The 13,891-nt window shown below is 66.8% G+C and carries 12 protein-coding genes and 3 pseudogenes; 7 read left to right on the top strand and 8 right to left on the bottom strand.

What is annotated here, in order from left to right; all coding sequences use genetic code 11:
- Positions 1-167: 167 nt before the first annotated feature.
- Positions 168-410, top strand: a pseudogene (locus AB0I66_RS11265) (dihydrofolate reductase family protein); the annotation flags it as partial.
- 394 nt (positions 411-804) lie between these two features.
- On the opposite strand, the gene AB0I66_RS11260 reads toward AB0I66_RS11265, so the two are convergent.
- Entirely contained in the window at positions 805-1,392 is a 588-nt protein-coding gene (locus AB0I66_RS11260; protein ID WP_363207498.1) for a class I SAM-dependent methyltransferase, read from the bottom strand.
- A gap of 532 nt (positions 1,393-1,924) precedes the next feature.
- Between AB0I66_RS11260 and AB0I66_RS11255 the strand changes: the two genes are divergently transcribed.
- Positions 1,925-2,410: a TrkA C-terminal domain-containing protein gene (locus tag AB0I66_RS11255; protein ID WP_363207497.1), complete on the top strand. Its 486-nt coding sequence runs from the start codon at positions 1,925-1,927 to the stop codon at positions 2,408-2,410.
- 1 nt (position 2,411) lies between these two features.
- Positions 2,412-3,665: a cation:proton antiporter gene (locus tag AB0I66_RS11250; RefSeq protein ID WP_363207878.1), complete on the top strand. Its 1,254-nt coding sequence runs from the start codon at positions 2,412-2,414 to the stop codon at positions 3,663-3,665.
- 142 nt (positions 3,666-3,807) lie between these two features.
- Here the strand turns inward: AB0I66_RS11250 and AB0I66_RS11245 are convergent, their stop codons facing one another.
- The 5 genes from AB0I66_RS11245 to AB0I66_RS11225 form a co-directional block, all read right to left on the bottom strand.
- Positions 3,808-4,920: an SPFH domain-containing protein gene (locus AB0I66_RS11245; RefSeq protein ID WP_363207496.1), complete on the bottom strand. Its 1,113-nt coding sequence runs from the start codon at positions 4,918-4,920 to the stop codon at positions 3,808-3,810.
- A gap of 29 nt (positions 4,921-4,949) precedes the next feature.
- Positions 4,950-5,387 (bottom strand): NfeD family protein, encoded by a 438-nt coding sequence (locus AB0I66_RS11240; RefSeq protein WP_363207495.1) that lies wholly within the window; start codon positions 5,385-5,387, stop codon positions 4,950-4,952.
- 252 nt (positions 5,388-5,639) lie between these two features.
- On the bottom strand, positions 5,640-7,193 hold the full coding sequence (locus AB0I66_RS11235; RefSeq protein ID WP_363207494.1) for a potassium/proton antiporter: 1,554 nt from the start codon (positions 7,191-7,193) through the stop codon (positions 5,640-5,642).
- A gap of 45 nt (positions 7,194-7,238) precedes the next feature.
- Positions 7,239-7,520 (bottom strand): DUF3040 domain-containing protein, encoded by a 282-nt coding sequence (locus AB0I66_RS11230; protein WP_363207493.1) that lies wholly within the window; start codon positions 7,518-7,520, stop codon positions 7,239-7,241.
- Positions 7,521-7,563: 43 nt separating this feature from the next.
- Entirely contained in the window at positions 7,564-8,862 is a 1,299-nt protein-coding gene (locus tag AB0I66_RS11225; RefSeq protein ID WP_363207492.1) for an ArsB/NhaD family transporter, read from the bottom strand.
- A 239-nt stretch (positions 8,863-9,101) separates the two neighbouring features.
- Between AB0I66_RS11225 and AB0I66_RS11220 the strand changes: the two genes are divergently transcribed.
- Entirely contained in the window at positions 9,102-10,055 is a 954-nt protein-coding gene (locus AB0I66_RS11220) for a HAMP domain-containing sensor histidine kinase (RefSeq protein ID WP_363207491.1), read from the top strand.
- Positions 10,056-10,057: 2 nt separating this feature from the next.
- A complete protein-coding gene (locus AB0I66_RS11215; RefSeq protein WP_363207877.1) occupies positions 10,058-10,720 on the top strand; it encodes a response regulator transcription factor in 663 nt (220 codons plus the stop codon).
- Positions 10,721-10,885: 165 nt separating this feature from the next.
- On the opposite strand, the pseudogene AB0I66_RS11210 reads toward AB0I66_RS11215, so the two are convergent.
- A pseudogene (locus tag AB0I66_RS11210) lies at positions 10,886-11,199 on the bottom strand (transposase); the annotation flags it as partial.
- Positions 11,200-11,451: 252 nt separating this feature from the next.
- Between AB0I66_RS11210 and AB0I66_RS11205 the strand changes: the two are divergent.
- Both AB0I66_RS11205 and AB0I66_RS11200 read left to right on the top strand, forming a co-directional pair.
- Positions 11,452-11,907 carry a CBS domain-containing protein gene (locus AB0I66_RS11205; RefSeq protein WP_363207490.1) on the top strand — a complete coding sequence of 152 codons (456 nt, stop codon included), beginning with the start codon at positions 11,452-11,454 and terminating at the stop codon, positions 11,905-11,907.
- Between the two features lie 153 nt (positions 11,908-12,060).
- A pseudogene (locus tag AB0I66_RS11200) lies at positions 12,061-12,990 on the top strand (cation:proton antiporter); the annotation flags it as partial.
- A 25-nt stretch (positions 12,991-13,015) separates the two neighbouring features.
- On the opposite strand, the gene AB0I66_RS11195 reads toward AB0I66_RS11200, so the two are convergent.
- Positions 13,016-13,840, bottom strand: a complete 825-nt coding sequence (locus AB0I66_RS11195; RefSeq protein ID WP_363207489.1) for a hypothetical protein — start codon at positions 13,838-13,840, stop codon at positions 13,016-13,018.
- Positions 13,841-13,891 lie beyond the last annotated feature (51 nt).

Here is a 13,891-nt window from a genome sequence, read left to right as displayed (position 1 = left end):
CGCAGCGTGGCCGCAGGGCCACGTGGAGCGGCCGGTGGTGGTGGAGGCGGATGTCGACGGGGGTGATGTCGCGGTGCGTTTCGGCTTGCCGGATGCGGTGGGTCTGCTCGCGTTGGCGGCCGGGGCCCGGGAGGGCGGGGCGGAGAGGGGAGCGGGGGACCTCGTTGCTCCTCAGCACGATCGGCAGCCTCAGCCTGTGCCGCTCCCTCCTACGAGCCGGACTCGTCGACCGCTTCCGGGTCGTGATGTTCCCGGTGATCACCGGGGCCACGGGCGCAGAACGCATCTACGACGGCTATCCCGACGTGGCCCTCGAGATGACCGAGCACCGCACCTTCGACGGCCGCATCCAGCTGGTCGAGTACAAACCCCGCGTGCTCGAGCACCCGCCGCTCGCTGTTCCTGCGTGACCTCGCCCCGTCCGGCCTGCCGGGCTGGCGACTGATTCGCGGCGGTTGGGTTTGGTGAGGCTGGTGGGTGCCGCTTCAGGGCCGGAACTCGTGCTAGGACCCGCGTTCGCCGACGGCGACGAGCCTGCGGCCGTCGAACAGCCAGGTGCAGGAAAGCAGCGGCGTCTCGACGTGGCTGGCTGCGGCCCGGCCGGTGTCGGCGTTCCAGACGCGGAGCAGGGAGCCTGCGGTGGCGATCCACTTGCCGTCGCGGGACGGCGAGGCCGTTCACGGGACCGTAGGGGCCGGCGACGGTGGACAGGAGGACGCCGGTGATCGGGTCCCATCGCGCTTCGTAGTTGCGTGCGCCAGTCAAAGCGCACAGACCCGCGCATCAATGGGTAAACGAAGCTGCTCAAGTTGTACGCGCGGTGGAATTGCTGGCGACAATCAGCGTCACTGTCGCCAGCGCAAGAACGATCTCTTCGGCATGCTCTACACCTAGCCCGGCCTGTGCCAGTGCGTACGACGCCCCTGCTGATACTCGTGCGCTCCCTCTCGCCCGCGGGCGAATTGCCCGGCGGGGGACGCGCCACGGGTTTCCTCGTCGTCCGGAGACCTTGGATGGCGCACCTGGCAGCGGCGGGGACAGCACGTCGTTGATCAAAGCGTCGGCGATCATGACCGTGCCGTTGTGTGTGGTGATCCGGCTGATCTCAGCCAGCCCCTGGTGCGAGTCTTGCCAGTGGCGCAACGAGAGGGTGGAGAGGACCAGGCTGAATACGTGGTCGCCGAACGGCAGTGCCTCGGCGCGGGCTTGTAGCCACTGGGCTGGTGTCGGGCTTGTGTCAGCCTGGTCAATCATTTCGGCACAAGGGTCGATGCCAATCACCATGGCTTTGGGGAAGCAGCGGACGCATGACCGGGGGAGGCGTCCGGTGCCGCAGCCGATGTCCAGGATCAGATCGGGGTCGGGGACGCTGTGGCGGGCAAGCTCGAGCACTCTGCGGTGTACTGGCTCATACAGCATCTGTTGCAGCTGGCTGTGCTCGTAGTGCGCTGCCCATCGGGCAAAACGCACCTGCCGGACTGGCACATCCGCTGGGCCACCGGCTGCCGGCGGCTGGGACGGGGCGGAGCCTGCGGAGGGCGCCATGAGCTCAGCGTCTCATGCTCCCCACCCGTACTGAGGTTGTTTACGTCGTCTGCACGTCGTGCGAGCGCAAGCGCCGGCCTAGCGTCACGATCGGCCTGGACCTGAGCTCGATCCACATTCGCACGTCCGGTGGCCAGTGCGTTGCACACGTGCGGGCTCCGGGAACGGAGACGTCTGCGTCGGTGTCCGGCGCGGTACGCGGCCTGATTGCGCAAGCTTCTGTGCTCCTTGCCCCCGAAATCCAGCAGAAACGCCGTAGTTGGCGCTGGGTAATGTGGCAGTAAAAATAGCCCGGGCCGCAGTCGACGAACAGTCGTCGCCTGGGCGCACCGCCCGCCCCGCCGATACCTCAACTACCTGTACTTCAGGGGGACTCGACATGCCCGCTCCACGTCTGAGCCAGACGCCGCTGCCCGGTATCGGGGTGCGCTACGACCTGACCACCCGCGAGCATCGTCGTGTCTCGGTCGTCGCACACCGCGACGGCGGACGGACCCTGCACGCCTACCGCAGGGACGATCCGGATGAGTCCGTGCTGTCGTTGAAGCTGACCGTCGGGGAGAGCGCGGCGCTGATCGATGCGCTGATGCCCTCCCACCACAGCCCGAATCTTCTGCACACCACTGACCTTGGGTTGGTGGCTGAGCGCATCGAGCTGTCTGCCGTCTCGTACTGGAACGGCCGTGTGCTCGGCGACACGTGCATGCGCACCGAGACCGGCGTGTCCATCGTGGCGGTACTGCGGCGCGCGAACGCGATCCCTGCGCCTGGCCCCGACTTCCGGCTCGCAGGTGGGGACACCCTGATCGTGATTGGCACGCGCGAGGGCACCGATGCTGCCGCGACGATTCTGGGACGGGAGTGAACTGGTGCACTCCGCCGTCTTTCTGATCGAGTTCGGGGCGATCATTCTCGGCTTGGGACTGCTCGGAAGGTTTGCCGGCCGATTCCAGTTCTCCCCCATACCGCTGTACCTGCTGGCCGGGCTCGCCTTCGGCGAGGGCGGGCTGCTACCTCTGGGAGCCAGCGAGGAGTTCGTCGCAATCGGGGCCGAAATCGGCGTCATCCTCCTGCTGTTGATGCTCGGGCTCGAGTACACGGCCAGTGATCTCGTCTCCAATCTCAAGACCCAGTACCCGGCCGGGCTCATGGACGCCACCCTCAACGCGCTCCCTGGAGCCGGTCTGGCATTGCTGATGGGTTGGGGGCCGGTGGCGGCCATTGTCCTGGCCGGGGTCACCTGGATTTCCTCCTCCGGCGTGATCGCCAAGGTGATGGGGGACCTGGGACGGTTGGGTAACCGCGAGACTCCGGTGATCCTCAGCATCCTGGTTCTTGAGGACCTTGCCATGGCGGTCTACTTGCCGATCATCACCGCCCTGCTTGCTGGGGTCAGCCTGGCGGCGGGCAGTATCACCTTGGCCATCGCACTGGGCGTGGCAGGCCTGGTGCTGTTCCTCGCGGTGCGCTACGGCCGGATCATTTCCCGCTTCGTCTCCAGTGATGACCCGGAGAAGCTTTTGCTGGTCGTGCTGGGGCTGACCATCCTGGTCGCGGGCATCGCCCAGCAGCTGCAGGTCTCCGCGGCGGTGGGTGCGTTCCTGGTGGGGATCGCGCTGTCCGGGGAGGCGGCCGAAGGCGCCCACAGCCTGCTGTCCCCGCTGCGGGATTTGTTCGCCGCGGTGTTCTTTGTCTTCTTCGGCCTGCACACCGATCCGTCCACCATCCCCTCGGTCCTGCTCCCGGCCTCGGTCCTGGCCGTCGTGACCGCCGCTACGAAGATCGCCACCGGCTATTGGGCGGCTAAGCGAGCCGGGGTGTCGGTCAAGGGCCGCTGGCGCGCGGGAGGCACGCTGGTGGCGCGGGGCGAGTTCTCCATCGTCATCGCCGGACTCGCGGTCAGCGCCGGCATCGAACCTTCTCTGGGTCCGCTGGCCACCGCCTACGTGCTCGTCCTGGTGATCCTGGGGCCGCTGACCGCCCGCTGGACTGAACCCATCGCCTCCAAGCTCGCTCACCGAGGGGTTGCCGCGCCGGCGGAGGGCGCAGCCACGGTGCCGGCACCGCGTGGATCTCAGGAATCGCCGGCGACCGGGGCCGCCTCGGACGTCCATGACTGAGGAGAGGTAGTTGGCGCTCACCAGCAGTGACGCGGCCCGTCGGTCGTGCCGGCGGTGTTGTTCGCCTGTGTGCGCGAAGCGTGGTCGGGCTGAGCCTCAAAGCTCAACTGGCCGCCCAGCGTTTCCGGTGGCAGCCGGTTTGTCAGTCGCTGGATGGGCGCTCTCGGTCAGGTACTTGGGGCGCATTCGCAGCCGCTGCGGCCTCGGCCTTGGCGTCGCTCACTGCGGCGTCGGCTTGCTTTGCGGCCTCGTCCGCGGCTGCGGCAGCGTCAAGTGACGGCGGTGATTCTGCCTCGAGCTGCGCAGTCCGGTCTGTATCCGACGTGTCGTCAGCGTCGGCGGCGGTTGCCTTGGCGGACTGCGCAGTTGGAGGGAGGCCCATTGCTGACTGGTCACTGAATGCGCTGGTGACGGTGCGAACAGCTTCGGTCAGCTCCCCTGGGATCACCCAGAACGTGTTGTTGTCGCTGTTGGCCAAGTGCGGGAGCGTTTCGAGGTACTTGTAGGCAAGGATCTTCGGGTCGGCGTTGTTGCGGTGGACGGCCTGGAAGACGCGCTCTACCGCTTTTGCCTCACCGTCGGCCCGCAAAATCATGGCTTGTTGCGTGCCCTGCGCTTCGAGGATGTCCTTCTGCTTCGTGCCTTCCGCAGTAAGGATCTTGGCTTGCCGCTCACCCTCGGCGTGGAGGATGGCCGCGCGCTTGTCGCGCTCGGCCCGCATCTGCTTCTCCATCGCCTCTTTGATGGTGTGGGGTGGATCGATGGCTTTGATCTCGACGCGGTTGACTCGGATGCCCCACTTGCCGGTGGCATCGTCGAGGACCGTGCGAAGCCGGGCATTGATCTCTTCACGCGACGTGAGCGTGCCTTCCAGGTCCATGCTGCCGATGACGTTGCGCAGCGTGGTCACGGTGAGCTGATCGATGGCCTGGAGGTAATCAGCAACTTCGTAGGCCGCTGCCCGCGGATCGGTGACTTGGTAATAGAGCACCGTATCGATGTTCACCACGAGGTTGTCCTCGGTGATCACCGGTTTGGGTTCGGATGAGTACACCTGCTCACGCACGTCGAGTTTGGTGTTGATGCGGTCGGCCACAGGCAGGACAAAATTCAGACCGGGTTGTAGCGTCCGGCGATAGCGGCCGAACCGCTCGACGTTGTAGCGGCGCGCCTGCGGAACGACCCGCACAGTGGAGGCCGCGAGGAAGACGATAAAGATCGCCGCCACAAGAATGAGGATGACAACCGGATCCACACTATCTCCGATGCTCTGTCTTCAGTCGATCATGGAAGGAGTTCGCGGGGGTAGACGACAGCTATCGCACCCTCGATTTCCATCACATCCACCAACGCGCCCACCGGGATCACGTGGCTCTCGTCGAGAGCGCGAGCGGACCAGGTTTCGCCCGAAAGTTTGACCAGGCCGTGCGTCGCGGTAACTTCCTGCAGCACCTCTGCCCGCTTGCCGATCAGCGCATCGCTGCCCTCGCTGGTGAGGGGCGTCTGTGCCATCTGCCGCAGGGCGACAGGACGGATGAGGACGAGGCCCGCGGCAGCGGCTGCGGCAAGTGCCAAGAGCTGACCGAGAACGCCGACGCCCAAACCGGCGACTACAGCGGCAACCAAAGCGGCGCCCGCCAGCAAGCCGAAAACCAGCGTCAGAGTAAAGAATTCCGCGGCACCCAGTGCCGCGGCGGCGAGCAACCACAGGAACCACGGCATCGAATTAGGCCTCTCTGAGGGCTTATCTGCCAATCTACCTCGAAGGGCATCGGACGGGACAGACATGTGCCGTCTGATTGAATGCTGCGGCTCTCACCGTAATTGCGAGGAATCGGCCCCAACGGCTGCGCCCCGCACACCTACCGTCGTGCCTTGTGGGCCCAGGCGGAGCGATTTTGCACTAAGCGGCAGCGATCGACCAGGACAGGCATCTGTGTGGCAAACCGTGTGCGTGCCCAGTGTGACTGCTGCTCATGCGTGGCGTCCATCCGTGGTGGCACCCATACCGGCGTTTGCCTGGCCGGCCGGTTCGAGGGAGCCGTGTTCGCCGTGCCAGCGGGCGAGTTTTCCGCGGCGACCGACGGCTCTGAGTCTCCTTTCGGCGGCGTCTTTGGTGTCTGGGGTGGTGATCAGGAGGATTTCGTCACCTGTGCGCAGCACGGTGTCCTGGTGGGGGACGAGCGTGATGCCCTCGCGGATGATGAGTGTGATCACGGTGGGGTTCGGTAGACGCAGTTCAAATATCGCGACGCCGCTCAACAGCGAGCCGGGCGGGACGGTGGTGGTGAGCAGGTCGGCGTCGAGAACGTCGAGAGGCGCGGTTTCGACGTGCAGATCACGCAGGGCGTCCTTCTTGGTCAGACGAAGCCATCGGGCGGCTGTGGGCAGGGTGGGCCCCTGGACCAGGGTGAAGATGACGACCAGGACGAACACGACGTTCAATAGGTGCTGTGCCCCGCCCACCCCGGCCACGATGGGGAAGGTGGCAAGCACGATGGGCACCGCCCCGCGCAGCCCGGCCCAGGCGATGAACACCTGATCGCGCCAAGGGGTGCGGAAGGGGAGCAGGCACGCGGCCACGGACAGCGGACGGGCGACAAGGAGCAGGATGAGGCCTACGCCGATGGCGGGCAGGATCGCGGGGGGCAGCTCACTGGGGGTGACCAGGAGCCCGAGCATGACGAACAGGCCGATCTGGGCGAGCCATCCGGCACCTTCGGCGAAGGAACGGGTGGCGGCACGGTGCGGCAGCTTGGAGTTGCCCAGGACCAGGCCGGAGAGGTAGGCCGCGATGATTCCGCTGGCGTTGGACGCGCCGCCCGCGGCGAAGGCGATGATGCCGAAGCCCACGGTGGCCAGCGGGTACAGGCCGGTCGCGGGCAGGGCGATGTGGCGCAGAGCGGCTGCCCCGATGCGGCCGATGAGCAGGCCGAGCACGGCCCCGACGACCAGCTGGTAGAGCACGTTCCCGGCAATCGCGGCGGGGCTGGGCAGATCGGTGACGGCGGTGCTGAAGACGAGGACGAGGATGATGGTGGGGGCATCGTTGAACCCGGATTCCGCTTCGAGCAGACCGGTGACCTTCTGCGGGAGGGGCAGGGAGCGCAGAACGGCGAAAACGGCCGCGGCATCGGTGGAGGAGACGATGGCGCCCAGAAGCAGCGCCAGGTGCCAGTCCATGCCGATCAGGTAATGGGCTCCGGCGGCCGTGACGGCAACGGACACGGCTACGCCCAGGGTGGCCAGTACGCCGGCGGGGGAGAGCAGGCGGCGTACGTCAGCCCACCGGGTGGTCAGGCCGCCCTCGACGAGGATAACTGCGAGGGCGGAGGTGCCAAGGGCCTGGGCGAGTTGGGCGTCGTCGAAATGCAGGCCCAGTACGTCTTCACCGAGGACGACCCCGACGGCGAGGAAGAGCAGCAGGCCGGGCAGGCCGAGACGGTTGGCCATGCGGGCCGCGGCGATGCTGGCAAGGAGGACCGTGCCGCCGGCGAGTAGCACCACGTACAGCTGCTGCAGCATCATCTCGGTTCCTCCGTAGGGGGTATGGGGCGGTTGCGGCGAGCGCCTTCACCGATTGGCGTGGGGCCCGCGCCGTTGTCGCTCCGGCGGGTCGAACAGGTCTCCGGCGGTGCCGGCGACGACCAGTCCGGTGGCGATGAGCAGTCCATGGCCGATCGCAATACCGGTACCGAGGCAGGCCAGGGCTGCCCCCAGCACCCACCAGGCCCGACCGCGCCGGTACTCACGAGGACGGCGTGGGCGTCCGCTGGCCAGTGCCCGGGCGAACTCGGGGTCTTCCTGCTCCAGGCGGGCCGCGATGTCGCCGAGTGGGCCGTCGAAGTCGGCCATCTCTCCTCCTTCGGTGCGGGTGCCGTGAGACCCGGCAAAGCCGTCAGGCCAGAGCGAAATAGCGCAGCCACACGTACAGGCCGGCCACACTGACGGTGACGGCGGTGACGATCAGGCCGTAGCGGCTGAACTGCCAGAACGAGATGTGGTGGCCCTCGCGCTCGGCGATGCCGATGACCACGACGTTCGCCGACGAGGCGATGATGGTGGCGTTGCCGCCGAGGTCGGCGCCCAGGGCGAAGGCCCACCAGAGCATCCCGGCCTCCTCCATGCCGCCCGAGGCGGTGACGATCTCGGAGACGATGGGGCTGACGGAGGCCACGAACGGGATGTTGTCGATGACGGCCGAGGGGACAGCCGAGCCGAAGACCAGAGCCATCGAGGTACCAAGGAGTTCACCTTCGGTGGCCTGGGCGGCGGCTTTTCCCAGGTCTCCGATGACACCGGTCTGCACCAGGGCGCCGACCATGACGAACAGTCCGGTGAAAAAGGCCAGGGTCTCCCACTCCACGTCCTTGACGACCTCGGCGGCACGAAGCCGGGAGACGGCCAACAGCACCAGTCCGCCGGCTATGGCCACCACCGAGGGATCCAGGTGAAGCACGGTGTGCAGGACGAACGCGGTCATCACGAGCACGACGACCAGCCCACTGACGATCAGCAGCCGTACGTCTTTGATCGCGTCCCGCTCACGCAGCTCCATGACCGAATGCACTCGCTCAGCGTCGTAGAGGAACGCCTTGCGGAACATCACCCGGGCCATGAGGACGAAGACGCCCATCAAGACGATCACGATCGGCGTCATGTGGACGAGGAAGTCGTTGAAGGACAGACCAGCGCGTGAACCGATCATGATGTTGGGCGGATCGCCGATCAGCGTGGCGGCGCCACCGATGTTGCAGGCCATCACCTCAGCGATGAGATAGGGCACCACCGGCACACCGAGGCGCCGGCACACCAGAATCGTGACCGGAGCGATCAGCAGGACGGTGGTGACGTTGTCGAGCCACGCCGACAGAAACCCGGTGGCCACGATCAGCAGCACCATCAGCCGGTACGGTCTACCCTTGGACCGCTTGGCTGCCCAGATCGCGATGAACTCGAAGATGCCGGTCCGTTTGAGAACGGAGACGATCAGCATCATGCCGAGCAGCAAGAAGATGACGTTCCAGTCGATGCCCGCGTGCTTGGAGAAGAACGCGTGCTCCGGATCCGTGGCACCGATCAGTAGCATGACGACCGCACCGCCAAGGGCCGCCGCAACACGGTGCACTTTCTCCATGGCGATCAGGATGTAGACCAGGGCGAACACGGCCACCGCGAGCCAGGCAGTCAGGTCCATGCCCCTCTCCCTCCAGGGGACTACGTGTCGACACCACCCCCGCTGGTCCTGTGCATGGCCGGGGCTCCACCCTCACCTGAGAAGCCATCCGGCCACCATCAGGGCTGACACCCATATCCGGGGGGCCTTGACCTGCTGGTTCGCCGAGGAAATGGGTGCTGGTACCCATAGACGGCGCCGATTCACCAAGCGGACCCTGGCAGTGTTGAGACGCCCGACCTCAAGGAAGGACGTACTGCGTGTCCTTGTTCTGGCGGATCTTCCTGCTCAATGCCACGGTGCTGTTCATGGCAGCCGCCCTGCTGCTGCTCGGCCCGGTCACCGTCTCCACCCCGGTCCTGCTCACCGAGGCCCTGATCCTGACCGCCGGACTGGTCGCCATGCTCACCGCCAACGCCGCGCTGCTGCGCGTCGGCCTTGCTCCTCTGCAGCGTCTGACCCGGGCCATGACGACCACCGACCTGCTGCGCCCCGGCCAGCGGCCCGAGGCCTCGGGGCACGGCGAGATCGCCGACCTCATCACGACCTACAACACGATGCTCGATCGCCTCGAGGCCGAGCGGGCGGCCAGCAGCGCGCTCGCCCTGTCCGCGCAGGAGGACGAGCGCCGCAGGATCGCCCAGGAACTGCACGACGAGATCGGACAGACCCTCACGGCGGTCCTGCTCGAACTCAAGCACGCCGCCGATCAGGCTCCCGGCCCGCTGCGCAGCGAGTTGCACCACGTCCAGGAATCGACCCGGCAGAGTCTCGACGAGATCCGCCGCATCGCCCGCCGACTCCGCCCTGGTGTCCTCGAAGAGCTCGGGCTGACCAGCGCGCTCAAAGCCCTGACACACGAGATCACCGCCCACGCAGATCTTGCCGTCAGGCCGCACTTCGACAGTCCCGTGCCGAAGCTGGGCCACGCGGCCGAGCTGGTCCTCTACCGGGTGGCCCAGGAGAGCTTGACCAACGTCGTACGCCACTCGGGCGCGCGGCGCGTGGACTTCACACTCCGCACCACCCCCACCGGGGTGGACCTGCGGGTCAGCGACGACGGCCACGGCCTGAGCAGTGCCGCCGAGGGCGCGGGCATCCGCGGCATGCGCGAACGCGCCCTGCTCATCGGAGCCGACCTCACTCTCGCCCCGAAGCTGGGTGGCGGCACCGAAGTGCACCTTCACGTCCCAGCACCTCAAGGGAGCAAATGACCATGGCCCAGTCGGGCAGGACGACGAGGATTCTACTGGCGGACGACCACGCCCTGGTCCGTCGCGGCGTGCGCCTCATCCTCGAGAGCGAACCGGACCTGACCGTGGTCGCCGAGGCCGGTGACGGCGCACAAGCCCTAGCCATGGCCCGGGAGCAGACCCCCGACCTGGTCATCCTCGACGTCGCCATGCCACGTCTCACCGGATTGCAGACCGCACGTGAACTTGCCCGCCTGCAACCCGACGTGCGCATCCTGATCCTGACGATGTACGAACACGAGCAGTACTTCTTCGAGGCGCTCAGCGCGGGAGCCTGCGGCTACGTGCTCAAGTCCGTCGCCGACCGCGATCTCGTCGAAGCATGCCGCGCGGCCATGCGCGACGAACCCTTCATCTACCCGGGAGCCGTCAGCGCACTGATCCGCAACTACCTGGCCCGTATCAAGGACGGAGACAGGCCCCCCGCCAAAACCATCACCGACCGAGAGGAGGAGATCCTCAAACTCGTCGCCGAGGGCCACACCTCACAGGAGATTGCCGACCTTCTCTTCATCAGTGCCAAGACAGTCGAACGCCACCGAGCCAACCTGCTGCAGAAACTTGGCTTGCGTGACCGCCTCGAACTCACCCGCTACGCCATCCGAGTTGGCCTCATCGAACCGTGACCGTCGCAACGAGCGGCGCTCCGTGCATCAGTGACGGCCCCACGGCCAACCCCACGTCGTGACGCGGCTACCAACTTCCTGAAGTGGCGCGGGCGCAGTCCGGGAAGGGGCTATGCGGAACTGCGCCGATACCGTGTCTGCTCAAGCCGTGGCTGAGCTTGTTCTTTATCTTCGGTTCGCGTGGAGTTCGGCGAGGGTCTCGGTGCGTTTGACGGTTTTGCCGACGTCATAGCGGGGTGCTGGGCGGCAGTTCCGGGAGCCGGGCGGGCGTCCGGGCCCAGCGGCTCGGGGGCCGGGGAACACGGGCCGGGCAGAGCGGGTGAGCGCGGATGTTTCTGAACCCCAGGCGGACCCGAGCCGGGGTCAAGGAACCAGGTCCACTTGTCGGCGAATTCGGGCGTGCGCAGCTTCGGGGTGGTCCAGCCGAGGGTCTGTGCCGCGAAACGGAAGGTGTGCTCAAGATCGAATCTTCTGAGGAACCTGGCCGAAGTCACGGCGTCGATGACCTGCCGTGTGCCATCGGGCACTGCCTGTTGGTGGCCGGAGGCGGTGCATGCGCAGCGCTGCGCCTTGACAGAGAGTTGCCATCCGACCGCAAAGTGCGAGTAGGGTCCGTGCGGTATGCAGGGAGGCCGACGGCGGCAGCTCCAACGGCCCTCTGGTTGGCGAACGTTCGCGGTATGTCGTCCAGGCGTCGGTTGGACCGGTGGTGCCGGGTGAGGAGCTTAAAGATGCGCGCTCGAGACTTGGTGGAGTCGTACCCGTCGGTGTCCGCAGATGACGACGCTGTCGAGGCTGCCCGCATGGTTGTGGAGCGCAGGCTTCCCGCTCTGCTGGTCCTTGACTCGGATCAGCGTCCGTATGCGATCGTGCCCGGCTCCCAGCTTCTGACGGCCATGGTGCCTGATTTTGTCGTGCACGAGCCATCGCTTGCTTCTGTACTGCGGGCGGAGGACATCGAGACGTTCACCGAGCAGCTCGCTGGCTTGACAGTGGGGCAGTGGCTGCCGGCACACCGTACGTTGCCCACTGTGGTCGGCCCGGCGGCCACGCCGCTCGAGATCGCCGCATTGATGGTCCGTACGCATACACCACTGGTCGCGGTGGTGGAGTCGGACGGCCGCGACTCCCTGACCCTCGGTGCGATCAGTGCTGCACGGTTGATGGAGTACTTCCTCTCGCTGTAGAGCGCCGGTCACGAAGGCAAAAAAGGATGACGCTGCAGCAGCTGTATGGGCGCTGTTGGTCGGCGGCGTCACCCTGCTGGCCAGTGCCGCCGCTGCGCACGCGGCGTGCGCCTGGGTCTGCCGAGTCTGCTGCTGTTCCTCGGGGTCGGGTTCCCGGCTGCCGGCGTTTCCGCCCTGGTAGTAGGGCTCGTTCTGCTGGTGCTGGCACGCCCCTGTCCGTGTTGGTCTGCCTGTCGCCCTCCCGCGTTGCCTGGCACGAGCAACTCCTGGCGTCGTGGGCAGGGCTACGGGGCGCGGTACCCATTGTGCTTGCCACTTCCCGGTTGTTGACGGGGCCGGCGAGGTGTTGAGTATCGTCTTCCTGTTGGTCGTCGTCCTCACGCTGATCCAGGGCCCCACCCTGCCGAAGGTGGACCGCCGGCTCAGCGTGGCCCGCACCGGTGCATTGCGCGAGATCCAGGTCGAGCCAGCACCGTTGGACGTGCTGGACTCCGATCTGCTCACCATTACCGTGCCCACAGGCTCACTTCTGCAGGGCGTCGTCTTTTGAACTCCGCCTGCCTCCGCCCACCGCAGTGACACCGATCGTCCGCGACGGCGTCGGTCTCGTCCCCCTGCGATAGACCGTGCTACGGGCGGGAGACGGTCTTGTCCTGATCACCACCCCCGGCCGCGCAGCATGCCGCGGAAGGGCGGCTGCGGGCGATCGGACGGCGCGGGAAACTCGCGCTTGCCGGGGACGACTTCCATGGCGATTACGACCGTCAGCGGGTCACCTGCCCCCAGGGCCAGGTCAGCGCGGTCTGTCACGGCCCCTACCAGGCCACCTCGCCCACCGTGGCCCCGCTGATCGTGGCCGGGTTCAACAAGACCGAGCGTCGCCCCTGCCCGGCTCGCACCCAGGGCATCACCGCAGGGCACGGTCAACGACCACGGACACGACATCGGTGCTGCCGCTGCCGAGGAAAGATGCACGCCGAAGAGCCGGGCCGAGGCATCCGTAACGGCGGCCCGGTGTCTTCGCCCCTCTCGTCATGCCTCGGCGCCGTTCGGCGTGCTGCTGACCGCCTGGAGAAGGGGTGACTGCTGATCCGTCCGTTCTCTGGGCTCAGTCGTGCGGGACTTCCTCGACTACTGTCTCCCCGAAGCGCCACGAGCCCCGGTTTCCTGCCGCTTCCGCGTGCAGGCCCATCTCCCAGGCGATCCGGGCGGCCCGGTGCTGCGACACGTCGGGAAAGCTCTCGGGGTGCACCTTGATGTACCCGCGGCGGTCGGCAGGGTGGGCGCGCAAGGCCGTGCGCAGCTTCTCCTCCTGCTCTTCCTGCGTGCCGTGACCGGAGCCGACGGTCTTGTACATCCCGCGCAGCCCCGCCGACGGCTTGCCCTCATTTCGCCGCCCGGCTGCGTTTGATCCCCGCCAGGTCATCCAGCCGACGGAGCCGAGCGCGGCCAGGGCGAATGTCCCCGTGCCCAGCAGCTCGCCCGTGGCGCTTGCCTCGCCCGGTGTCCGAGGCGCGAGGTCGCCCTCGGGGTCCTCGATGACCGTCAAGACCTGCCCGACGTCGTACTGGTCGGAGGTTGTCTCCAGCTCGGGCCCCGGGACCAGGGTGCCGTTTTGCCGCTCCAGTGTGTAGTGGGAGTGCCGGGCCTTGCGGCCCTGCGCCGGGTCGAGACGTTCTTTGACGACGGTGGCGGCGACCTTCTTGCCGCGCTGCTGCAGCGTGAGGTCGTCGCGGGCCATTGATGTGACCGCCACTGCCATCACCGAGGCGGCCAAGATGAACACTGACGTGTACAGGCTAGATTCCCAGGAGACCCCCAGCCTCCGGACAAGCACGACGAGAAGTACCCCGTGCACTGTCCACAGGGGCACCACGACGCCGAGTCCGAAGTCGCCCGTCAGGACGAACATGCCCCCGATCACGGCAAGCACGTAGAAGCCGATTCCTACGGCGAGCGCGATGCGGTATCGCGCAGGTTTATC

The sequence above is a fragment of the Streptomyces sp. NPDC050439 genome (assembly GCF_040655335.1).
GTDB lineage: Bacteria > Actinomycetota > Actinomycetes > Streptomycetales > Streptomycetaceae > Streptomyces.
The sequence above is the reverse complement of the archived record's forward strand: the minus strand, read 5'-3'. Positions and strand labels throughout refer to the sequence as shown.